This is a genomic window from Anaeromyxobacter paludicola (assembly GCF_023169965.1).
In the GTDB taxonomy this organism is placed as follows: domain Bacteria; phylum Myxococcota; class Myxococcia; order Myxococcales; family Anaeromyxobacteraceae; genus Anaeromyxobacter_B; species Anaeromyxobacter_B paludicola.
On record NZ_AP025592.1, the window covers coordinates 2,299,542 to 2,321,039 of the forward strand.

The 21,498-nt window shown below is 76.9% G+C and carries 21 protein-coding genes; 13 read left to right on the plus strand and 8 right to left on the minus strand.

The genetic code is table 11. From position 1 onward, the window contains the following. Positions 1 to 73: 73 nt before the first annotated feature. Complete coding sequence (locus AMPC_RS10570; protein WP_248340455.1) at positions 74 to 556, minus strand: hypothetical protein; 483 nt, start codon at positions 554 to 556, stop codon at positions 74 to 76. 74 nt (positions 557 to 630) lie between these two features. Between AMPC_RS10570 and AMPC_RS10575 the strand changes: the two genes are divergently transcribed. Further along, the gene (locus AMPC_RS10575) at positions 631 to 1,746 is read left to right on the plus strand and encodes a VIT1/CCC1 transporter family protein (RefSeq protein WP_248340456.1); all 1,116 of its coding nucleotides are present in this window, start codon (positions 631 to 633) and stop codon (positions 1,744 to 1,746) included. A 145-nt stretch (positions 1,747 to 1,891) separates the two neighbouring features. On the opposite strand, the gene AMPC_RS10580 is transcribed toward AMPC_RS10575, so the two are convergent. Continuing rightward, positions 1,892 to 3,136, minus strand: coding sequence for a flavohemoglobin expression-modulating QEGLA motif protein (locus AMPC_RS10580; protein ID WP_248340458.1), 1,245 nt, complete (start codon positions 3,134 to 3,136; stop codon positions 1,892 to 1,894). Positions 3,137 to 3,305: 169 nt separating this feature from the next. Between AMPC_RS10580 and AMPC_RS10585 the strand changes: the two genes are divergently transcribed. From AMPC_RS10585 to AMPC_RS10635, 11 genes are read left to right on the plus strand one after another with little or no spacing between them, the layout of a single operon-like run. After that, positions 3,306 to 3,794, plus strand: a complete 489-nt coding sequence (locus tag AMPC_RS10585; RefSeq protein ID WP_248340460.1) for a hypothetical protein — start codon at positions 3,306 to 3,308, stop codon at positions 3,792 to 3,794. Between the two features lie 9 nt (positions 3,795 to 3,803). Continuing rightward, on the plus strand, positions 3,804 to 4,175 hold the full coding sequence (locus tag AMPC_RS10590) for a hypothetical protein (protein ID WP_248340462.1): 372 nt from the start codon (positions 3,804 to 3,806) through the stop codon (positions 4,173 to 4,175). After that, positions 4,172 to 4,924 carry a secretion protein gene (locus AMPC_RS10595; RefSeq protein ID WP_248340464.1) on the plus strand — a complete coding sequence of 251 codons (753 nt, stop codon included), beginning with the start codon at positions 4,172 to 4,174 and terminating at the stop codon, positions 4,922 to 4,924. Before AMPC_RS10590 ends, AMPC_RS10595 begins: the two co-directional genes overlap by 4 nt. Beyond that, the gene (locus tag AMPC_RS10600) at positions 4,909 to 5,268 is read left to right on the plus strand and encodes a hypothetical protein (RefSeq protein WP_248340466.1); all 360 of its coding nucleotides are present in this window, start codon (positions 4,909 to 4,911) and stop codon (positions 5,266 to 5,268) included. The genes AMPC_RS10595 and AMPC_RS10600 overlap by 16 nt, the downstream gene beginning before the upstream one ends. Then, complete coding sequence (locus tag AMPC_RS10605) at positions 5,265 to 6,254, plus strand: FliM/FliN family flagellar motor switch protein (protein ID WP_248340468.1); 990 nt, start codon at positions 5,265 to 5,267, stop codon at positions 6,252 to 6,254. The genes AMPC_RS10600 and AMPC_RS10605 overlap by 4 nt, the downstream gene beginning before the upstream one ends. Beyond that, entirely contained in the window at positions 6,251 to 6,613 is a 363-nt protein-coding gene (locus AMPC_RS10610) for a flagellar biosynthetic protein FliO (RefSeq protein WP_248340470.1), read from the plus strand. Before AMPC_RS10605 ends, AMPC_RS10610 begins: the two co-directional genes overlap by 4 nt. Then, a complete protein-coding gene (locus AMPC_RS10615; protein ID WP_248340472.1) occupies positions 6,610 to 7,311 on the plus strand; it encodes a flagellar type III secretion system pore protein FliP in 702 nt (233 codons plus the stop codon). Before AMPC_RS10610 ends, AMPC_RS10615 begins: the two co-directional genes overlap by 4 nt. A gap of 32 nt (positions 7,312 to 7,343) precedes the next feature. Further along, positions 7,344 to 7,610, plus strand: coding sequence for a flagellar biosynthetic protein FliQ (locus tag AMPC_RS10620; protein ID WP_248340474.1), 267 nt, complete (start codon positions 7,344 to 7,346; stop codon positions 7,608 to 7,610). After that, positions 7,607 to 8,440: a flagellar biosynthetic protein FliR gene (locus tag AMPC_RS10625; protein WP_248340476.1), complete on the plus strand. Its 834-nt coding sequence runs from the start codon at positions 7,607 to 7,609 to the stop codon at positions 8,438 to 8,440. Before AMPC_RS10620 ends, AMPC_RS10625 begins: the two co-directional genes overlap by 4 nt. Beyond that, on the plus strand, positions 8,437 to 9,486 hold the full coding sequence (locus tag AMPC_RS10630) for an EscU/YscU/HrcU family type III secretion system export apparatus switch protein (protein WP_248340478.1): 1,050 nt from the start codon (positions 8,437 to 8,439) through the stop codon (positions 9,484 to 9,486). The genes AMPC_RS10625 and AMPC_RS10630 overlap by 4 nt, the downstream gene beginning before the upstream one ends. A gap of 1 nt (position 9,487) precedes the next feature. Then, positions 9,488 to 11,497: an FHIPEP family type III secretion protein gene (locus tag AMPC_RS10635; RefSeq protein ID WP_248340480.1), complete on the plus strand. Its 2,010-nt coding sequence runs from the start codon at positions 9,488 to 9,490 to the stop codon at positions 11,495 to 11,497. Positions 11,498 to 11,548: 51 nt separating this feature from the next. Here the strand turns inward: AMPC_RS10635 and AMPC_RS10640 are convergent, their stop codons facing one another. The 6 genes from AMPC_RS10640 to AMPC_RS10665 all read right to left on the minus strand — a co-directional run bounded on the left by AMPC_RS10640 (position 11,549) and on the right by AMPC_RS10665 (position 20,508). Then, complete coding sequence (locus AMPC_RS10640) at positions 11,549 to 11,932, minus strand: HU family DNA-binding protein (RefSeq protein WP_248340483.1); 384 nt, start codon at positions 11,930 to 11,932, stop codon at positions 11,549 to 11,551. A gap of 150 nt (positions 11,933 to 12,082) precedes the next feature. Then, the gene (locus AMPC_RS10645; protein ID WP_248340485.1) at positions 12,083 to 13,354 is read right to left on the minus strand and encodes a YhjD/YihY/BrkB family envelope integrity protein; all 1,272 of its coding nucleotides are present in this window, start codon (positions 13,352 to 13,354) and stop codon (positions 12,083 to 12,085) included. A 6-nt stretch (positions 13,355 to 13,360) separates the two neighbouring features. After that, the gene (locus tag AMPC_RS10650) at positions 13,361 to 15,868 is read right to left on the minus strand and encodes an Rne/Rng family ribonuclease (protein ID WP_248340487.1); all 2,508 of its coding nucleotides are present in this window, start codon (positions 15,866 to 15,868) and stop codon (positions 13,361 to 13,363) included. A 193-nt stretch (positions 15,869 to 16,061) separates the two neighbouring features. Then, positions 16,062 to 18,728: a TIGR03960 family B12-binding radical SAM protein gene (locus AMPC_RS10655; protein ID WP_248340489.1), complete on the minus strand. Its 2,667-nt coding sequence runs from the start codon at positions 18,726 to 18,728 to the stop codon at positions 16,062 to 16,064. 149 nt (positions 18,729 to 18,877) lie between these two features. Further along, positions 18,878 to 19,678: a hypothetical protein gene (locus tag AMPC_RS10660; protein WP_248340491.1), complete on the minus strand. Its 801-nt coding sequence runs from the start codon at positions 19,676 to 19,678 to the stop codon at positions 18,878 to 18,880. Further along, on the minus strand, positions 19,675 to 20,508 hold the full coding sequence (locus AMPC_RS10665) for a phosphate/phosphite/phosphonate ABC transporter substrate-binding protein (RefSeq protein WP_248340493.1): 834 nt from the start codon (positions 20,506 to 20,508) through the stop codon (positions 19,675 to 19,677). The genes AMPC_RS10660 and AMPC_RS10665 overlap by 4 nt, the downstream gene beginning before the upstream one ends. A gap of 106 nt (positions 20,509 to 20,614) precedes the next feature. On the opposite strand from AMPC_RS10665, the gene AMPC_RS10670 reads away from it, so the two are divergent. Further along, on the plus strand, positions 20,615 to 21,496 hold the full coding sequence (locus tag AMPC_RS10670) for a polyprenyl synthetase family protein (protein ID WP_248340495.1): 882 nt from the start codon (positions 20,615 to 20,617) through the stop codon (positions 21,494 to 21,496). The last annotated feature ends 2 nt before the right edge of the window (positions 21,497 to 21,498 follow it).

Consider the following 21,498-nt stretch of genomic DNA (forward strand, 5'->3'; position numbering starts at 1 on the left):
CCCATCCTTATAGTCCAAAGCCGCGGGTGTGGGGAGGTGGGCGCGCCCGGCCGGGACCCGCCGGGCCGCGGCGCTAGCAGCCCGGGCCGAACGACCAGCGCCAGCGCCCGCCCGACTTCTGGAAGCAGACCTCCGGCACGTACTCGAGGCCCGCCGCGTGGAAGTAGGTGCAGGCGAACCCGTCGTTCCGCTCGTCCGGCTGGCGGACCTCGATCCGGACGCCCTTGCCGGCGCGCTTCAGGAACTCGGCGAAGGAGTACGGCGCGGGCCGGCGCTTCGCCTGCTGCTCCATCTCCCGGGTGCTGAAGAGCGAGGCGTGGAGCCAGCTCCCGGGCTCGCCCAGGTACTCCGGCAGGTCGCGGGGCGCGTACTGCTCCTCGCCGCAGGTGATCCCGGCGGGGCTCGCCATGTCGAGCAGCCCCGCGACGTCCCGCCGCCGCACCGCGCCGGCGAAGCGGAGGGCGGCGCGGCGCACCGGCTCGGGCCGCTTCATCTCCACGCCCGCGGAGTGGGGCGCGGCGGCCAGGAGGTGGGCGATGGCGAGGAGGGGGAGCATCGAGAGGCGCCGGGGACCGTAGCAGCGATCGGCCGGGTGCGGAACCACCTTTCCGCGTTAAGCTTCGGGCATCCATGGCCGACCGCACCGACCTGTGGCTCCAGAACTACGTCGACGAGCGCGACGGCGCCGCCCTCTACGAGGGGCTCGCCAAGGTGGAGCGCGACCCCGAGCGGGCGAAGAGCTTCCGCGAGCTGGCCGAGGGAGAGCGGCGCCACTGCGAGGTCTGGCGGCGCAAGCTCGAGCGGGCCGGCCATCCGCTGCCGCCGGAGCTCCCCTCCTCCCGCATCCGCGTCCTCATCTGGCTGGCGCGCCGGCTCGGCACGGCGGCGGTCCTGCCCATGGTGGTGGAGAACGAGAGCGGCGACGCCGACAAGTACGAGCGGCAGGGCGGCGAGGCGGAGCTGGCCATCGCCGAGGAGGAGAAGGAGCACCGGAAGGTGCTCGTCGGGATGAACCGCGGCGAGCCGTCCGAGCCGCGCGGCCTCATCGCCACCCGCGAGCGCTGGCACCGCGGCGGGCGCGCCGGCGCCATCCGGGCCGCCATCTTCGGCATGAACGACGGGCTCATGTCGAACCTGTCCCTCGTGCTCGGGGTCGCGGGCGCCGGGGCGGAGCCGCGCCAGCTCCTCGTCACCGGGTTCGCCGGGCTCCTCGCCGGCGCCTGCTCGATGGCGGTCGGCGAGTACACCTCGGTGGCGAGCCAGCGCGACCTCCTGATGCGGCAGGTGGAGATCGAGCGGCGCGAGATCGCCGAGGCGCCGGAGGAGGAGGCGGCGGAGCTCGCCCTGATCCTCAAGGGGAAGGGGGTCTCCACCGAGCAGGCGAGCCGGACCGCCGCCGAGATCTTCAAGAGCCCGGACCACGCGCTCGACACGCTGGTGCGCGAGGAGCTGGGGCTCGACCCCGACGACCTCGGCTCGCCCATGGAGGCGGCGGTCTCGAGCTTCGCCATGTTCGCCATCGGCGCCATCGTGCCGGTGCTCCCCTTCCTCTTCACGCGGGGGCTCACGGCGGTGCTCGCCAGCGCCGGCCTCTCCTTCCTGGTCCTCGCCAGCGTCGGCGCCCTGGTCGGCTTCCTCTCCGGCACGAGCATGGTCCGCTCGGTGGCGCGCACGGTGGGGCTCGCGGCGCTCGCCGGCGCGGTCACCTACGGGGTGGGGCGGCTCGTGGGCGCGCGGCTCGACTGAGCGATCTGGCGGCCTCGGCCCGGCTCGACTGGAGCGAGCTCGCCGCTTCGGCCCGGCTCGACTGGAGCGAGCTGGCGGCTCCCACCCTCTCCCGCGCAGCGGGGGAGGGCCGGGGAGGGGGCGGCGGCAGGCGCGCGGCCCGCGCTCACCCCCCGCGGCGCTTCATGCGGCGCGCGGCGTAGTAGCGCGACACCTTCGGCAGGCTGAACCGGTTCATGGTCACCGAGTGGGTGACGAGCGCGTTCAACCGGTCGAGGTCGGTGAACCACTCCGGCAGGTGCACCGGGCCGGCGCAGAGCCCCTCCTCGATGAGCTCGCGGACCAGCTCCGCGTCGTCCACGCTCATCTTGCCGGCGAGGAACGCCCGCGCGAGGTCGAGGTCGCGCTGCTCCAGCACGGCCCGCAGGAAGTTGAAGGTGCGGCAGTAGCCGCGCTGGTAGGCGGCGTCCTTGGTGAAGGGCGCGCCCCCCTCGACCACGCCGCCGCGGAAGACCCGTTCGCTCATGAGCGCCGCGCGGTGCGGCGGGAACCGGTTGGCGAGGTAGCGGAACACCTCGAGGTAGTCGGCGCCGCGGGCCGCCATGTCGATGGCGATGGTCCGCTCGCCGAGCTCGATGTAGCGCTCGTCGGTGATGTTGCCGGAGAGGTACTCGGAGACGATGCCGCCGCCCTCCTGCGACTCGGTGTGGCGCGGCAGGCCCACGCGGAGCACCGTGAGGACCGGCTGGGCGGCGCCGTTGAGCGAGGTGAGGACGTGCCAGAGCCCCTCGTGGTGGGCCAGCGCCCGGACCTGGCGGGCCGAGAAGACGGCGCCCTTGCGCACCGCGATCCGCGTCGCGCCGGCAGCCGCGTTGGCGGTGAGCCGGACCCGCTCCTGCACCGTCACCCGGTCGCCCAGCACCGGCGCGCAGAGCCGGCGCACCCGCTCCACCGCCTCGGCGCTGCCCACGGTCTGCTCCTCGCCGGCGGCGCGCGGCCGGGCGGCCCAGAGCCGCGCGATGGCGAGGTTGTCGGCGTTGTTGTCCGGGAAGCGGTCGCGCGGGTCGCCGAAGATGCGGCGCGAGAGCTCGTAGAAGCGGCGCGTGCCCCGGGCGGCGAGCATCTCGACGACGCGCGCGAACTCGTCGCACTTCTCGCGCAGGAGGTGCTCCACCGGGTTCTTGCCGCGGATGCGCCGCCGGAGCCGCTGCAGCTCGCGGACCTTGGCGGCCGCGTCGTAGCCGAGCGGCGCGTACTCCGGGCGCGGCAGCTCGGTCGCGTCGTGCCGGAAGAAGCGCTCGTGGACCGCGGGATCCCAGTTGATGGCCTTCAGGATCCGGACCGGACGCTGGGCCGCGACGAGCTCGTCGGAGAGGCGGCGCAGGTACTCGGGGCCGGGGACGGCGCTCACGAGGCGACGATAGCACGGCCGGTGCGGGCGCACCCTGGCCGCGCGGCGCACCCCGGGACCGCCGCGCGGACGGACGGCCGCGCCCGCGGCGTCGCCCCGCGCCGATCTGGCGGGGATGGGCCCGCGGCACGCCCGTTGCTCTTCGGCCGCCCACGAAAGGAGAACGTCCATGGACCCCATCGGATCCGTCCACGTCGCCCCCACCACCGAGCGGACCGCCGCCCGGAGCCGCTTCGAGAACGCCGTCGAGAGCGCGAAGGCGCAGCTGGCGCGCGGCGCCCTCGCCACCGCCGACGTGGCGGCGCCGTTCCTGCCCGGAGGCCCGGTCCTCTCGGCCGCCGTCCGCGGCGCCATCGGCCCGGGCGAGCCGCTCTCCGTCAAGAGCTCCAGCGCCAGGAAGGGCGCGCCCGCGCCGCCGCGCGATCCCGGCTCCGGCTCGACCGGCTCCGGGAGCGGCTCCGGCACCGGCGGGCTCTCGACCGGCGGCGACGTCCTCGAGGCGACCCGCGCGCTGCAGATCGAGTCGCAGAGCATGAACCTCCAGTACCTGCAGCTCCAGGAGAGCATGCAGGCCGAGAGCCGGGAGTACACGGCGCTCAGCAACGTGATGAAGGTGAAGCACGACACCGCCAAGGCGGCCATCAACAACATCCACTGATCCCTCCCGATGACCCCGACCTCGCTCGCGGCGGCCGCTTCCGGCCCGGCCGCCCCCTCCACCCCCGCCCCGGGCAGCGGCTTCGGCGCGGTGCTCGAGGCCCGCAGCATGCGGCTGCCGGCGGCGGGCGCGCCGGCCGGGAGCTCCATCCCTGGCGGCGCGCTCGCCGCGGCCCGCGACGCCCTCGCCTCCCTCGAGCGCGCCCGGGAGCGGCTCGACCGGCTCCTCGACGGCGGCCGGGCGGGGCGCACCTGCACCGCCCGCGAGCTCCTCGCCGTGCAGCGCGAGGCGTACGGCTACGCCCAGCGGGTCGAGCTCGCCGCCAAGGTGGTGGAGCAGGGCGCCCAGACGGTGAAGCAGGCCGTGGGGACGCAGGTGTGAGGGCGGCAGGGCGCTCCGCCGGCGCGCTCGCGGCGGCGCTCCTCGCCACCGGCTGCGGCGGCGGCGAGGAGGTGCTCCACGGGCTCGACGAGCCGCAGGCCAACCAGGTGCTGGTCGCCCTCGAGGAGGGCGGCATCCACGGCCGCAAGGACCGGCCCGACGGCGCCGACGGCGGCTGGACGGTGCTCGTCCCCTCCGGCGCGGGCGGGCGCGCCCAGCAGCTGCTGGCCCAGCGGGAGCTGCCGCGGCCGCGCGCGCCCGGCTTCGGCGAGGTCTTCGGGAAGGGCAGCCTCGTCCCGTCGGCGACGGAGGAGCGCGCCCTCTACCTGCACGCGCTCGCCGGCGAGCTGTCGCGCAGCGTGGAGGCCATCGACGGCGTCCTCGAGGCGCGCGTGCACCTCGCGCTCCCGGAGCCCGGCCCGCTGCGGCCGGAGCCCGGGCCGCCGCCGCGCGCCGCGGTCCTGGTGAAGTCGTCCCCGGGGGCGCGGGAGCGGCTCGCCGCGCTCTCCGGCGGCATCCAGGCCCTCGTGGCCGGAGCGGTCGCCGGGCTCGAGCCGGCGGCGGTGTCGGTGGTGGTCGCCGAGGCGATGGCGTCGCCCCGGGCGCCGTCGCCCGCGCGCGGCCGCCCGCGCTGGGCCATCGCCGCCGCGGCGGCGGCGCTCCTCGCCGCCCTGGCGCTCACCGGCCTCGCGCTGCGCGGGGCCCTCTCCCTCCCGCCCGTCCCGTCCTGGCCATGGCTCAAGCGCTGACCCGACCTCACCCCGACCGCCGGCTCGCCGCGCTGGCGGCGGCGTTCCTGCCGGCGCCCCGCGCCGCCCTGTCCCGCCTCACGCCGGCCGCCGCCTCGCCCGTGCGCGAGGAGGCGGAGCGGCTCGCCTCGGCCGGCCGCGGCCACACGCTGCTCGCGCTCCGCCGCGCCTTCGCGCCGCCCGCGCCGCCCGCGGCGGCCACCGTCGAGGCGGCCGCCGGGCGCGAGCGCGGCGGGCTCGCGGCCCTGCTCGGGCGCGCCGCGCACTCGGCGCCCGGCGCGGCGGCGCACCCGCTCGCGCGGCTCTGCCGCGACCACCTCTCCTCCGACCGGAGCCTCCCGTGAGCGCCGCCCTCCCCTTCGACCTGCCGAGCGTCTCCCGCGCCCACTGCGCCCTCGGGCCGGGCGCGCGCGCCGCCGGAATCGCCGCCGCCGAGCGCGTGGCGGCCGGGCTCGGCGCCTTCCTGCGCGCCCCCGTCCGGATCGAGGGCCGCGCGCTGCCCGGGCCGGCGCGGCCGCTCGCGGGCGCCGTGCGGCTCGGCCTCGACCTGCCGGCCCTCCCCGGCCAGGCGGTCCTCGAGCTCGAGGCGGCCTTCGTCTCCCGCGTGGTGGACCGCTTTGCCGGAGGGGACGGGACGCTCCCGCCCGCCCTGGCGCTCACGCCGGTGGAGACGAGCGCGCTCGAGCTCCTCGCGCTCGTGGCGCTCGAGGCGCTCGGCCCGGACTCGCTCCCGGAGCGGCTGCTCGCGCCGCGGCTCTCCCGCGAGGCCGGGACGCCCGAAGGTCCGCTCGTGGTGGCCCTGACGCTCGAGGCCGGTCCCGAGCACGGCCGGGGGCGGCTCCTGCTCCCGCCGGCGGCGGTGCGGGCCCTCTCGGCGGCGGTCGAGCTGTCGGCGCCCGCGGCGCGGCTCGCGCTCGACGGGCGGCTCTGCCGGGCGACCGCCCCGCTCACGGCGGAGGAGCTCGAGGCGCTCGCGCCGGGAGACGTCGTGCTCGCCGAGCCCGAGGCGGCCGCCGTGCTCGCCTTCCCCGGCGGCCTGGAGCTGCGCGGCCGGCTGGAGGAGCAGGCCTTTCACGTGGAGGAGCTCGCAGTGAACGAACGGACCGCCGCCTTTCCCATCACCCTCGCCGTGGAGCTCGGGCGCGTGCCCGTGACGCTGGGCGAGCTCGCCCGGCTCGAGCCCGGCGCCACCCTCGAGCTGCCGCTCGGGCGCCGCGGGCTCGTGACGCTGCGCGCGGGCGAGCGGGCCGTCGCGCGCGGAGAGCTCTGCGAGGTGGACGGCGCGCTCGGGGTGCGCGTGCTCTCGCTCGGCGACGGGGAGCTGCCGTGACCGCGCCCCGGGCACCGTCGCTCGTCCTCCTCGGAGGCCGCCGCGGACTGGGCGGCGCCGTCGCGGCCCTCTCGGCGGCGGCGCTCGCCGCCGGCTCCGTGGCCGGTGGCCTCGCCGGCGCCGGGCTGCGGGCGTCGGCGGTGGTCGGCGCGCTCGGCTGCGCCGCGCTCCTCCTCGGGAGGCCGCCGCGCCGCGCCGCGCCGGCCGCCCTGGCGGTGCTCGAGACCCGCAGCCTGGGGCGGGACGCCGGGGTGGCCCTCGTCTCCTGCGCCGGCCGGCGCTGGCTCGTCGGACACGGCGCGGGCGGGGTCCGGCTCCTCACCGAGCTGCCGCCCGCCGCGGAGGAGGGCGCCCCGTGACCGGCGTGGATCCGGCGCCGCTGCTGGGGGCGGGACCGGCCGGCGACCACCCGGCGCAGGCGCTCCTGCTGCTCGGGGCGATGGCGCTCCTCCCGGCCGCCTTCGTGACCTTGACCTCGTTCCTGAAGATGAGCGTGGTCCTGGGCGTGGCCCGCTCGGCGCTGGGCGCGCCGCAGGTGCCGCCGGGGACGGCGGTGACCGGCCTCGCGCTCCTGCTCACCTTCACCGCCATGGCGCCGGTGGCCGAGGCGAGCTGGCGGGCGGCGCGGGAGCCTGCGCCGCCCGGGGTGGAGGGGGTGCTGGTCTCGGCCGGCCGCGCCGCCGAGCCGCTCCGGGCCTTCCTGCGCCGGTTCGCCCGGCCCGACGACCGGCGCGCCTTCCTGGAGCTCTCGGCCCGGGCCCGGCCGGCGGGAGCCGCGCCGGAGCTCGCGCCGCCCGGGCCGCCGTCGGAGGACGACTTCGCCGTGCTCGCCCCGGCGTTCGTGGTCTCGGAGCTGCGCCGCGCCTTCACCATGGGCTTCCTCGTCTTCCTGCCGTTCCTGGTGGTCGATCTCTTCGTGGCGAGCGTGCTGCTCTCGCTGGGGCTCACCCAGCTCTCGCCGACCAGCGTCGCGCTCCCCTTCAAGCTCCTCCTCTTCGTCGCCGCCGACGGCTGGCGGGTCCTCGCCCGCGGCCTCGTCGCCGGCTACCTGCCCTGACGTCCCCCCACCTCACGCGCCGGAGCCCGCCCGTGGACCTCGCCCTCCTCGCCGCCGCCCGCGAAGCCCTGCTCCTCGCCCTGCTCGTCTCGGCGCCGCCGCTCGTCGCGGCGCTCCTGGCCGGGCTCGCCGCCGGGGTCCTCCAGGCGGCCACCCAGATCCAGGAGCCGTCGCTCTCGGCGCTGCCCCGGCTCGCCGCGTCGTTCGGCGCGCTCGCCGCCGCCGGCCCCTGGATCGGCGCCCGGCTGGTCCGCTTCGCCGTGGCCTGCCTCGAGCTCGCGCACCGGACCGGGACATGACGGCGCTCCTCGACGTCGCCCGCGCCCTCGCGCCCTGGCTCGCCGGCGCCGGGCTCCACGGGCTGCGCCTCCTCCCGGCGGCGCTCCTCTCCCCGCTCCTGGGCGGCCCGGCGGCGCCACCCCTGGCCCGGCTCTCGCTCGCCTTCGGGCTCGGCGCGGTGGCCTGGTCGGCGCGCGGAGGGCCGCCGCCCCCGGCCGGGCTCGACCTCCTCGCCGCCGCCGCCCGCGAGCTCGCCGTCGGCGTGGCGCTCGGCCTCGCGGCGGCCCTCCCCGTCGAGGCGGCCCGGGCCGGCGGGCGGCTCGCCGACACCGCCCGCGGGGCGACGCTGGCCGAGCTGCACGTGGCCCCGCTCCGCCAGCGCGAGTCGGCGCTCGGCGACCTGCTCGCGCAGTGGACGGTGGCCCTCGCCGGCGCGACCGGCGGCGGGCGGCTCGTGGTGGCGGCGCTGCTCGGCAGCTTCGAGGCCCTCCCCGCGGGAGGGCCTGCCTCAGCGGGCGCGCTCCTCGACTCCGGCCTCCTCGTGGCCGGCGAGCTCGTCGGCTGCGCGGCCTGCCTCGCCGCCCCCGCGTTCGCCGCCGTCCTCGCCGCCGACCTCGCGCTCGCGCTCGCGGCCCGGGCGGTGCCGCAGCTCGCGCCGGGGGCCGCCGCGGCGCCGGCCCGGGCGGCGCTCGGGATGGCCGCGGTGGCCCTCTCGGCGGGCGCGCTCGCGGGCCGGCTGGTGACCGAGGTCGCCTTCTCGGCCGGCGCCGCGCGCGCGGCGGCGCGGCCCGCCGCGATCGCCGCTGGCCCCGGGACCGCCGCACCGCTCGCCCGCGGGGCCCGGCCGTGAGCGGCGCCCGGACCGAGCGCCCCACCCCGCGCCGGCAGCGCGAGGCCCGCCGCCGGGGCGAGGTGGCGCGCAGCCCGGAGCTCCTCGCGCTCGCCGCGCTCGCCGGCGGGCTCGCCGCGATCTGCGCCACCGGGCGGGGGCTCCTCTCGGCCCTCTCGCGCCTGCTCCGGTCCGGCCTCGAGCGCTCCCTCGACCTCGCGCCCGACCCGGCGGCGGCGCTCCTGGCGGCGCTCGGCGCCTTCGCGCGCGCCGCGGCCCCGGTGCTCGCGGGGGCGGCGCTGGCGGCGGGGCTCGCCGGCCGGCTCGTCGCGGGGCCGGTCTTCTCGTTCGAGGCCTGCGCCTTCCGCCTCGACCGGCTCGGGCCGCGTCGCGGGCTCTCCCGGCTCTGCTCCGGCGCCCGGCTCGGCCGCGCGCCGCTCGAGGCCCTCCGGGCCGCCGTCCTCGTCGCCTCCGGCGGGCTCGCGCTCCGCGCGGCCGCCCCGGCCCTCTCCCGCCTCCCGAGGCTCGAGCCCCGGGCGCTGCTCGCCGGCGAGGGGCTGCTCGGGGCGCGCGCCGTCGCGGCGCTCCTGCCGGCGCTCGCCCTCTTCGCGGCGGCCGACCTCGGGCTCGCGCTCCGCCGCCACCGGGCCGCGCTCCGGATGACGCGCGAGGAGGTCCGGCGGGACCAGCGCGAGGAGGAGGGCGACCCGCAGCGGCGGGCGGAGCGGCGGCGGCTGCACCGCGCCCTCGCCGACGCGCCCCCGCTGTCGCGCGCCACCTGCCTCGTCGTGAACCCGGTCCACTTCGCGGTCGCGCTCCGGCACGAGCGGGGCTCGGACGAGGCGCCGCGGGTGCTCGCGAAGGGGGCCGGCGAGGCGGCGGCGCGGCTGCGGGGCGCGGCCCGGCGCGCCGGGGTGCCGGTCGTGGAGGACGTCCCGCTGGCGCGGGCGCTCCACCGGCTCTGCGAGGTGGGCGAGGAGATCCCCGAGGAGCTGTTCGAGGCCGCCGCCGCGGTGCTGGCGCACCTCTACGCCGGCGCCGGCCGCGCGGTCGAAGGGGAGGCCTGAGGTGGCGCTCGGCTGGCGCGCGGCGGCGGCGGTGCGGGGCGCGGGGGACGTGGCGCTCCCGCTCGTCGCCCTCTCGGTGGTCGCGCTCCTCTTCGCGCCGCTCTCCCCGGCGCTCCTCGACGGGCTGCTCGCCCTGAACCTCGCCCTCTCGGCGACGGTGCTCGTGGTCACGCTGCTCGCCCGGGAGGCGCTCCGCTTCGCGAGCTTCCCCACCCTGCTCCTCTTCACCACCCTGTTCCGGCTGGCGCTCGAGGTCTCCTCCACCCGCCTCGTGCTCTCGCGCGGCGACGCGGGGCGGCTCATCCACGCGCTCGGGGCGGTGGTGGTGCAGGGCGACGTCGTGGTGGGCGTGGTGGTCTTCGCCATCCTCACCCTGGTCCAGCTGCTCGTGGTCGCGAAGGGGGCCGAGCGGGTGGCGGAGGTGGCGGCCCGCTTCAGCCTCGACGCCCTCCCCGGGAAGCAGATGGCCATCGACGCCGACCTGCGCGCCGGCGCCATCGACCAGGCCGAGGCGCGCAGCCGCCGGCGCGCGCTGGAGCGCGAGAGCCAGCTCTACGGCGCCATGGACGGCGCGCTCAAGTTCGTGAAGGGGGACGCCATCGCGGCGGTCGCGATCGTGCTCGTCAACCTCGGCGGCGGGCTCTGCGCCGGGCTCCTGCGCGGCCTCGACCCGGCCCAGGCGGCGCGGCGGTACGCGCTCCTCGCCATCGGCGACGGCCTCGCGGCGCAGGTGCCGGCGCTCCTCCTCGCCGTCGCCGCGGGGGTCGCGGTGACCCGCGTGGCCGCGGAGGAGGAGGGCGGCGACCTCGGCGGAGAGATCGCGCGGCAGCTCTTCTCGGACCCGCGGGCCCTCGCGCCGGTGGCGGCGCTGTGCGGCGGCCTCGCGCTCGCCCCCGGCCTCCCGGCGCTGCCCTTCGCGCTGCTCGCGGCGGCGGCGCTCGCCGTCTCCGCGCGCCCCTGGCGGCGCCCCGCTCCGGCGCCGGACGACCACCCGGCGCCGGCCCCGCCGGGGCCGTGGGCGCCCGCGCCCCCGCTCACGCTCGAGCTCTCGCCGGACCTCGCCGCGCTCGCCGGCGGCTGCGACGGCCGGTTCTCGCGCGAGCTGCTCCCCTCCCTGCGCGAGGACCTCTGGCGGGCGCTGGGCGTGCGGCTGCCGCCGCTGCTCCTCCGGACCGCGCCGCTCCCGCCCGGGCGGTGGCGGCTCCTCGCCGACGACGTCCCCTGCGCCGCCGGCGCCGCCCCGGCCGGCGCGGTCGCGCTGGCCGAGCCGGGCGAGCTCGCCCTCGTGGGCATCGGGTGCGCGGCGCGCCGGCACCCGCTCACCGGCGCCGCGGCGGCCGCCATCGCCGCGGCGGACGCGGCCCGGGCCGCGGCGGTCGCGCAGGTGCTCGACCCGCTCGCCTGGCTCGGGCTCGAGCTCGCCGCCGCGCTCCGCCGCGCCGCCCCGCAGCTCCTCTCCCTGCAGGAGGCCCAGGCGCTCCTCGACGCGCTCGAGCCGGGGCACCCGGCGCTGGTCCGCGAGGCCTCGCGGCAGGTCCCGCCGTCCCTGCTCGTCGAGGTGCTGCGCCGGCTGCTGGAGGAGGAGGTCTCGATCCGGCCGCTGCCCGCCATCCTGGAGGCGCTGCTCGACGCCGGACCGACCCGGGGGCCCGACGCCCTCGCCGAGCGCTGCCGGCGCGCGCTCCGGCGGCAGATCGCCTGGCAACAGGCGGAGGGGCGCCCCCTGCCCGCGATCCTGCTCGATCCGGGGGCGGAGCTCTCCCTCAAGGACGGGCTCGCGGGCGACGCGCCCGCCCTGAGCGCCGCCGAGCTCGAGCGGCTGCTCGACGCGCTCGACGCGGAGCTGGCCCGGGAGCCCGGGCGCAAGGTGCTCCTCGCCTGCCCCGAGGTCCGGCGGGGGCTGCGACAGGTGGTGGCGCTGCGCCACCCGAGGCTCGCGGTGCTCAGCTACGAGGAGCTACCGCCCGGGCTGGTCGTGCGCCCGGTCGGCAAGCTGTCGCTCCCGGCCTGAGGGATCCCGAGGATCCCCTCACAGGCCCGGATCGGCGGGAGGAGGATCCCGTCAGATGGAGCCGTTGGCGGCGACGGGCGGCGTGCCGGTGCCGCCGTCGTTCTCGCCCGGCGTCTTCGCCGCGATCTCGGCGGCCCCGGACTTGGCCGGCTGCGCCTCGTCGCGGTTCACGCGGTCGCGCAGTTCCTTCCCGGTGCGGAACAGGATTCCCCGCTTGGGCTTCACGGGGATGACCTCGCCGGTCTTGGGGTTCCGGCCCTGGTAGCCGTCGTAGTTCTTCACGTGGAAGGCGCCAAGCCCGCGGATCTCGATGTTCTCACCACGGCAGAGGGCCGTCTTCATCGACTCGAAGATGTTCTCGATGGTCGACTCGGCCTGCTTCTGGGTGACTCCCCGCTTGACGACGAGAATGTTGATGAGATCCGACTTGAGCATGCAGCGCTCCGGCACTGGGGGCCCCCACCCTCGGAAGGCCACGGGAATGGCGCAGAGCCTAGCCCAGCCCAGGAAAATCGGCAAGGGTTCCACGGGAATGGCCCACCACCCCTCGATTTCGAGGGCCAGGGCCCTCCGAACAGGGGGACGTCAGGCGCCGCGCGAGGAGCCGGCGAGCGCCTGCCCGCCCTGCTGGGGCTTCTGATCCGCGGGCGCCGGCTCGAGGGGCGGCGCCGCCTCGTCGCAGAGCTCCGCGATCGTCACCGCGCCGAGCGCCGCGGCCGAGGCGCGCTCCGACTCGAGGAGGGCCTGGCCGAGCCGGACCGATCCGGGATCGGCCTGCGGCGCCGGCCCGGAGATCGCCCGGCGGACCTCCGCGAGGGTGATCCGGTCGAGCGGCCGGCCGGGCACGAAGCCGCCGCCGGCCGCCTCCACGAGCAGCCCCGCCTGCCGGAGCGCCCCGAGGGCCTCGCGGACCGGCTCGGCCAGCGCGGAGAGCCGGTCGGCGAGCTCGGCCGGCTCGGGCGGCGGCGCGCCGGCCCGGTAGGCGAGCGCGATCTCCCGCAGGGTCCTCGCGGCCAGCAGCTCCCGCCCGGCGGCGGTCTGGTCCGACGGGTGCGCGTGGACGAGCGCCCGCGCGTGCTGCGCGACGAACGCCACCCGCGCGCCGAAGAGGAAGATGGTCCAGCTCACGAAGATCCAGAGCAGGAAGATCGGGACCGCCGCCAGCGAGCCGTAGACGGCGTGGTAGTGGAAGAACCGCGCCACGGCGAAGGCGTAGATCGCCTTGGCGATCTCCCAGGCGAGCCCGGCGGTCAGCCCGCCGATGGCCGCGGGCCGGGGCCGGACCTTGGTGGCCGGGATGATGAGGTAGAAGACGCTGAAGAAGGTGCAGGTGAGCGCCAGCGACGCGATCCCGGCGCCGAGCTGCCCGGCGGGCGACGCGCCCAGGCGGGCCTGGAACGCGTGGCCGAGCGCCAGCGAGCCGGCGAGGAGCAGCGGCCCGAGCGTCAGCCCCGCCCAGTAGGTGAGGAGGGTCGAGACCAGGGGCCGGCGCTTGTGCACCGCCCAGAGGTCGTTGACCGCCCGCTCCACCTGGCTGAAGAGGCTCACCGCCGACCAGACGAGGAGCGCGCCGCCGACGATCCCGGCGCTGGTCGCGTGGGCGTTCCTCACGAACTCGTCGAGGTGAGGCGCCACCGCCGTGCGCGCGCCCACGGCGAGGTTCTCGAGCAGGAACTCGTGGACCCGGACCCAGAGCCGCTCCATCCCGGTGAAGGCCTGGACGACCGAGAAGGCCACCACCAGCGCCGGGACGAGCGCGAAGAGCGAGGTGTACGTGAGCGCCATGGCGCGCACGCGCAGCTCGCGGTCGCGCAGCGCGCCGGCGACCGCGAGCAGCTTGATGAGCTCGGGGCGCATCCCGCGCTAAGGCTTCTCCGGGCCGGCGCCGGCCGGGGCCCGCTCCGCCCCGCCCTTCTCGCCGCCGCGCTCGCCCTGCTGGCCGCGCTCGCCCTGGCGCTCCTGGCGCTCGCGCTCGCCCTGGCGATCCTGCTGCCCGCGCTCGCCCTGCTGCTGGTTCCGCTGCCGGTCGCGGTCGCCCTGCTGGCCGCCGCGCCCGCCGCGCCCGCCCCGCCGATCGCGGTCGCGCCCGCCGCGGCCCTCGTCGCGCCGGCCGTCCTCGCGCCGCCCCTCCTGCCGGGGCTCCTCGCGCGGCCGGGCCTGCTCCGGGCGCCCGCCCTCCTCGCGATCGCGCTCCTGGCGGCCGTAGATGTCGAACTGCTCCTGGTGGTAGTTCTGCTGCACCTTCACCTGGATGGTCTTGTTGAACCGATCCATGAGGTAGCGGAGCTCGTCCCGCTCCGGCCCCTGGAGCACCCGGGCCACCTCGGGGTGGCAGTTCACCACCATCACCGGCTCGGGGAAGCTCGGCGCGTCGCGCCGGATCTCGCGGAAGATCTCGTAGGCCACGGTGATCTTCGACTTCAGGTGGCCCTTGCCCTCGCAGTAGCCGCAGGGCTCGTTCATCATCCGCGTCACCGACTCACGCACCCGCTTGCGCGTCATCTCGACGAGGCCGAGCTCCGAGATCTTGAGGACGTTGGTCTTGGCCTTGTCCCGTCCCAGCGCGTCCTGCAAGGCCTTGAAGACCTTCTCGCGGTTCTGGGATTTGTCCATGTCGATGAAGTCGATGATGATGATGCCGCCGATGTTGCGGAGCCGGAGCTGGTAGACGATCTCCTTGGCCGCCTCGGTGTTGATCTTGGTGATCGTCTCCTCGAGGTTCTTCTTGCCGACGTAGCGGCCCGAGTTGACGTCCACCGCGGTGAGCGCCTCGGCCTGGTCGATGATGAGGTAGCCGCCGCTCTTCAGCCAGACCTTGCGCTGGCTGGCCCGCTTCAGCTCCTGCTCGATGCCGTAGGCGTCGAAGATGGGCTCGTCGCCCTGGTAGAGCTCGATCTGGCTCTCGAGGTGCGGCGCCTGCTCGTGCACGAAGCGGAGGATGCGCTCGTACTCCTCGCGGTCGTCGATGACGAGCTTCTGCACGTCCGCGGTGAAGAGGTCGCGGGTGGCGCGCAGGATGAGGTCGAGGTCGGGGTGGAGCAGCGCCGGCGCGCCCACCTTGTCCTTGGTGCGGATGATCTCGTTCCACACCTGGATGAGGAAGCGGATGTCGGCCTCGAGCTTGGCGGCCTCGACGTTCTCGGCCACGGTGCGGACGATGAAGCCGGTGCCCTCCGGGCGCATCCGGTCCACGATCTCGCGCAGGCGGCGCCGCTCGCCCTCCTTCTCGATGCGGCGGCTGATGCCGATGTGATCCACCGTCGGCATGAAGACGAGGTGCCGGCCGGGGAGCGAGATGTGGCTGGTGATGCGGGCGCCCTTCGTGCCGATCGGATCCTTGGCGACCTGGACGATCACCTCCTGCCCTTCCTTGAGCAGGTCCTGGATGTTCTTCGACTCCTTGGGCCGGCGCTCCTCGTCGCGGCGCCCGCCGTTGCGGCCCCGGTCGTGCCCGCGGTCGCGGTCGCGGCCGTCGCGCCCCTCGCGGCCGTCCCGCCGCCCGCGCTCGTCGCGCCGGTTGCGGTCGCGCCCCTCGCGCGCCTCGCGCGCCGACTCCTGCGGACGGGCCGCGATCTGCCCGGCCTTGGGGGTGGTGTCGGTCTGGGCCGGCAGGAGGTGCTGCGCGCCGGCCGGCTCGGCCGCGACGGCCTGCGCGCCCTCGGCGGGCGCGGGCGCGGTGGCCTGCTCGGGCGCGCCGGCCGCGGGGGCCTCCGCGGCGGGCGGCACCTCGACCGGGTTCGTGAGCGGGATGGGGGCGGGCTGCTCCGCCGCGGCCTCCGGCGCCGCGGCCGGCTCGGGCCGCGCCTCCGGCTCCGCCGCGACCGGCGCCGCCTCGGCGGCCGGCTGCGGCTCGGCGGCCGCGCCCTCGGCGACCGGCGGCGCGCTCGCGATGCCCGGGAACTCCTGCTGCGCGGCCTCGCGGCGGACGGCCTCCGGCGCCGGGGCCGCCTCGGCCTGGGCCTCGGCCTCGGCCGGCGCGGGCTCGGCGGCGGGCGCCGGGGTGGGCTCCTCCGCCCCGCGCTCGGCGTCGGCGCGGACCTTCGCCTCCTGCTGCTCGGCCTCCTCCTCCGACGGGACCTGGTCGAGCACGGCGCCGTGCTCGCCCTCGGTGAGCTCGAACTCCTCGGAGAAGTCCGGGTCGCCGTAGACGTCGCCGACGTAGAGGAAGGCGGCCTTCTCGAGGCCGATGTCCACGAAGGCGGCCTGCATGCCCGGGAGGACCCGGACCACCCGGCCCTTGTAGATGTTGCCGACGATGCCCTTCTCGCGCTTCCGCTCGAGATAGAACTCGTGGATGGTGCCGCTCTCGACCAGGGCCACGCGCGTCTCGGCGCCGGCCGCGTTGATCACGAGGATGCTGTTTCCTGCCATTTGGGACCTCGCTCGCCCGTCGCTCCGGATGCGGAGGCAGCGAGGCCCACCTCGGGCCACGGCCACGGCGGCCGCGCTCCAGGTGGAGCGCAACCGTCGGGGCCGTATGTCGAGCTTTCGCTCAAGATTCGCGATCCTCCGCGCCGGGCGGCCGCCGCGCAGGCGGCCCGATGCCGGGCACGTTCGTAATGGTTCAGGCGTCGGAGTAGCGCGGGGTTCGGGGCTGCCCCGGCTGCGACCGAGGGACCTCTGCCCTCGCGAAGCTGACGCCTTCCTTCAAGACCTTCACTCCCCTTGGCGGCGCGCCGTCGCCGAAGATGGCCGCCAGCACTTCCGCTGGCTTGGCGCTTCCGGTCGGGTCCGCCTTCAAGCTGAATGTGACCTGGCCTCCCACTTCGACGGAGAGGTGGGTCACGATGCACTTCAGGTCTATCTCCCTTTGCTTCCCGCGCGCAATCTTCTCGTTCCTTTTCCCGCGGGGCCGGGGCGGAGGGGCGCGGTGCACCACCGAGCGCTCCTGGCCCTGGAAGGTCGCGACGCGCTCGGAAAGGTCCGTAACGTCCCAGGATTCCGGGAACGACGCCAGGTAGTGGACGGCGAGCTGGGCGTCGCTGATCGAGCGCTCGCGGGGGTCGATGGCCCGGGCCTCGTAGAGGGGCAGCCCCGGCGGGAGCTGGGGTGCGAGCTTCCCCGCCACCTCGGCGGGCTCGTGGACCCCGTGCAGCTCGAGGTCGAGGTACTCGCAGCGGCTCTCCACCCCGACCGGCAGGGCCGGGCCGAAGGAGACCCGCGGCTTCGGGTGGAAGCCCTGTGACCAGGCCACCGGCAGCCCCGCCCGGCGGACCGCGCGCAGGATGGCGTGCATGATCTCGAGGTGCGAGAGGGCCACGAGCCGCCCGAGCTTGCCGTAGCGGACGCGCACGAAGCTCCGCGCCTCGGGCAGCGGCGCGCGCGGGGGCGGCAGCGGGGCCGGCACGTAGTCCTTCGCCTCGTAGACCCGGTTCTTGACCACCTCGTAGTCGCAGGCCCCGCAGACGGTGCACGGGGCGAGCACGCAGTCGGGCACCTCGGCCAGGTTCCGCGCCGCGGCGAGCTGCTTCTGGAGGTAGGCCTTGGTGACGCCGCAGTCGATCCGGTCCCAGGGCAGGACCTCGTCGAAGCGGCGGCGCCGGTGCGCGAAGAAGGCGATCCCCACCCCGTGCACCCGCTCGCACTCGGCGAACGCCTCGAGCCAGGCGTCCTCGCGGAACCACTCGGTCCAGCCGTCGAGCCGCTGCCCCTTCCTGAAGGCGTGGAGCACGGCGGTGCCGGCGCGCCGGTCGCCGAGCGCGAGCGCCCCCTCGATGGACGACTGGCGCGACTCGTGCGGCTTGAAGGAGATGGCGCCGTGGCGGCCGCCCAGCTCGGCGGAGACGAGCGCCTGGCGGCGGCGGGTCTCCTCCGGCGGGATCATCGGCTCCCACTGGAAGGGGGTGAACGGCTTCGGCACGAAGGTGCTGGCGCCGAGGTTGATGGCGGCCGAGCCCTGCCCCTTCGGCAGCACGCGGCGGGCGGCGGCGAGGCACTTCTTCGCGAGCTGCGCGATCGCCACCACGTCCTCGTCCCGCTCCTCCGGGAGGCCGATCATGAAGTAGAGCTTGAGGAGCGACCAGCCGTTCTTGAAGATCGACTCCACCGCGCGGAGCAGGTCCTCCTCGCGGTTGCCCTTGTTGATGACCGCCCGCATCCGCTCCGTCGCCGCCTCGGGCGCGAGCGTGAAGCCGGTCTTGCGCACCCGCCCGATCTTCTGCGCCAGCGACTCGCTCATGGTCTCGGTGCGGAGCGAGGGGAGCGACATCGAGATCCGCTCGCCCTCCCAGCGCGCCAGGAAGTCGTCGAGGAGCGGGTTCAGGCAGTCGTAGTCGCCGGAGCTGAGCGAGAGGAGCCCCACCTCCTCGTAGCCGGAGGCCTTGAGCCCCTGCTCCGCGAGCCGGAGGATCTCCCCCGGGCTGCGCTGGCGCGTGGGGCGCGTGATCATGCCGACCTGGCAGAAGCGGCAGCCGCGGGTGCAGCCGCGCTGCAGCTCGATGGGGAGCCGGTCGTGCACGGTCTGCATGAACGGCACCACCGGCCGCTCGTAGGCGCTGGTGGAGAGCGCGTCGAGGTCGGGCATCACCCGCCGCTCCACCTTCTCGTACCCGGGCAGGAGCGGCTCCAGGCCGGTGAGCACCTTCGTCTCCGGGTGGTAGTGCGGCCGGAAGAAGGACGGGACGTAGACGCCCGGGATGCGCGCCAGCGCCTCGAGGAGCGCCCCGCGCGAGGCGCCGGAGCCCTTCCAGTCCATCACCGCCCGGGAGAGCTCGTGCACCGCCTCCTCGCCCTCGCCGACCACGAAGCAGTCGAAGAAGTCGGCCACCGGCTCGGGGTTGTAGGCGCACGGACCGCCGCCGACGACGAGCGGGTCGCCCGGGCCGCGGTCCTTCGCGAGGAGCGGCACGCCGGCGAGGTCGAGCAGCGCGAGGCAGCTCGTGTAGCAGAGCTCGAACTGCAGGGTGATGCCGAGGACGTCGAAGTCGCGCGCCGGGAGGCGGGACTCGAGCGAGAAGAGCGGCTCGCCACGCTCGCGGAGCGCCGCCTCGAGGTCGGGCCAGGGCAGGAAGAGCCGCTCGCAGGCGATCTCCGGCCGGTCGTTGAGCGTGTGGTACAGGAGCCGGAACCCGAGGTTCGACATCCCGACCTCGTAGGTGTCGGGGAACGCGAGGCCGAACCGGAGCCGGACGGCGGACAGGTCCTTCTTCACCGCGCCGAACTCCTCGCCGACGTAGCGGGAGGGCTTCTGCGCCCGGAGGATGAGCTCGTCCAGGGTCTCGGGAGCGTTCATGCGGATGCGGGCGGCGGGTTCGAACCGCCGGTGGCCCGTCCTATGTCGAGTGGCGTGGGGGCGCGCGAGGCGCCGGAAAAGGCGAGGGATTTAACAGAGCCGGGCCGGGGCCACAAGCCGGGCGGCGGGCCTGCCGCCGCGCGCGGGGCTCACCGGCCCGGCGACTCGCCGAGCGCCTTCTCGGCCTCCTCGCGGGCGCGGCCCGCGTCGGGGTCGCCCCGGGACTGCGCGGCGGTCGCCAGGGCGAGCGCCCGCTCGTAGGCGGCCCGCGACTCGGCCGCGGCGCCGTTCTTCCCGAGCGCCTCGCCGAGCGCCACCTGGTTCCCGGCGGCGTCGGGGAAGAGCCCCGCGGCCGCCCGGGCCTCCTCCAGCGCGGCCTCCGGGTCGCCCGGCCCGAGCGGCCAGCCCGGCGCGCGCAGGTAGACGATGGCGAGCACGCGGTGCGGGCCGCCCTCGTCGAGCGACGGGGCGGCGGCGATCGTCTTCTTCAGCAGCTCCACCATCATCCCGAGCGCGTCCTTGCCGGTGGACGGCCGCTCCCGGGCCTGCTGGCCGAGCGCGATGGCGAGCCGGTAGTCGCAGGCCGCCTCCCGCGGCGCGCGCCGCTGGCACCACTGCCCGAGCTGGACCCCCTCCGCGGCGAGCCGGCCGCGCGCGCCGGCGTCCGGCTCCCGCTCGAGCCGGAAGGTGATGGCGCGCATCGCCCCGAGCAGCCCGGCCGCGCTCCGCTCGTCGGCGGCGGCCGCGTCGAGGTAGAGCGCCTGCGCCGCGGTCGCCTCCCGGGGGTCGGCGCGGCGCGCCCAGGCGGCGTCGGCCTCGCGCAGGAGCTCCGCGGCGCTCCTCCCGCCCGCCGCGCCGGGCGCCAGCGCCGAGACCGGCGGCGGCTCGTGGAGCGCCGAGGCGCAGCCCCCGAGGAGCGCGAGCGCGAGGAGCGCGGAGCGCCGCCTCACCGGGCCGCCTCCGCGAAGGCGCGGCGCGCCGCCGCGAGCGCCTTCTCGTCGAGCGGGGCGAAGCGGGTGGTCTGGATGGCGTCCAGCGCGGCCGCGCCGGACGGATCGGACGGCAGGCCGCGCAGGGCGCCCTCGAGCGCGCTCCAGGACCTCGCCGGCAGCCGATTCCCGACGGTGACCACGAGGCCGGATGGGAGCGGCGCCGACCGCGCCACCGCCTCGAGCTCGGCCGCGAACGGCAGGGTCGGCAGCGCCGCCTCCTGGGCGCCGTCGAGCAGCACCGCCACCTTCTCGCCCGCCGCCGCGCGCCGCAGGGAAGAGAGCACCGCGGTGGAGGACGTCACGCGCGCCGTCGCCGGGAGCGGCCCGAAGCCGCCCAGCGCCGGCCCGCGCACGAAGGCGGGCGCGAATCCCGCGTTGGAGGGGATCGTGTAGCCGTCGAGCGCGGCCGGCCCGGTCACCCGCCCCTTCTTGGCGACCAGGGTCCAGCGCTCGAGCTCCGGACGCCCCTTCTGGACGGCCTGGAGCCGCGCGTGAAGGGCGAGGTCGCGCTCGTGCTTCAGGAAGAACGGCAGCGACACCAGGGCGAGGTCGGCGTCCTTCGCCCGCAGCCGGGACACGCCCGCCTCCTCGGTCTCGTCGTAGACCGCGGCGACCGGGACGCCGGCCCTGGCCGACAGCGCGGCGGCGAAGGCGTCCATGGTCGGCTGCGCCTCGGCGGTGGTCCCCGGAGAGCCCGGCGAGCAGACCACCAGGAGGTGCTTCGCGGGGGGCGCCGCGAGCGCGGCGGGCGCGGCGGCGAGGAGGAGGGCGGCGAGCGCGGGCTTCATCCCCGGAAATCTAGCGCGTTCGCCTCGCGTCGCGGGGCCGCGGCGAGGGAGGGTGACGCCCAGTCGAGTCACCCCCCGCGGTTGGCGAGTGTGCTAAGACCCGGTCGTGCCCTCGCCCATCCACATCGAGGAGTACCTCCGAGGCGTCTCCGAGCGCGTCAACGACCAGCTCCGGCTGCTCGCCGCCGAGTGGAAGCGCACCGGCCCCAAGCCCCTCACCGAGGCGGTCGAGTACGCGCTGCTCGCGGGGGGCAAGCGGCTCCGCCCCGCGCTCGTGCTCGCCTCCTGCGAGGCCCTCGGCGGGGACGTGGGCGACGACGGGCTCGCGCTCCGGTTCGCCCTCGCGCTCGAGATGGTGCACACCTACTCGCTCGTGCACGACGACCTGCCGTGCATGGACGACGACGACCTGCGCCGCGGCCGGCCCACGGTCCACAAGGCCTACGACGAGGCCACGGCGATGCTGGTCGGCGACGGCCTGCAGTCGCTCGCCTTCCGGCACCTGCTCTCGACCGGCGACGCCCGCGCCGCGCCCCTCGCCGCGCTGCTCGCGGAGAGCGCCTGGCGGATGGTGGAGGGCCAGGCGCTCGACATCGGCGCGGAGGGCCGCGCGCTCGGCGAGGCCGAGGTGCTGGCCCTCATGGCCGCGAAGACCGGCGCGCTCCTCACTGCCGCCTGCGCGGGCGGCGCCATCGCGGCGACCGGCGCGCCGAGCGGGCTCGACCGGGTCGGGCAGAAGCTCGGGCTCGCCTTCCAGATCGCCGACGACCTGCTCGACCTCACGAGCGACGCCGCCACCCTCGGCAAGCGCGCGGGGAAGGACCAGGCGGCGGGCAAGGCCACCCTGCCCTCGATCGTCGGCATCGAGGAGGCCCGGCGCCGCGCCCAGGCCGCCTGCGACGAGGCGGTGGCGCTGCTCGCGCCGCTCGGCGCGCCGGCCGAGCCGCTGCGCGCGCTCGCCCGCTTCGTGCTGGCGCGCAAGAAGTAACG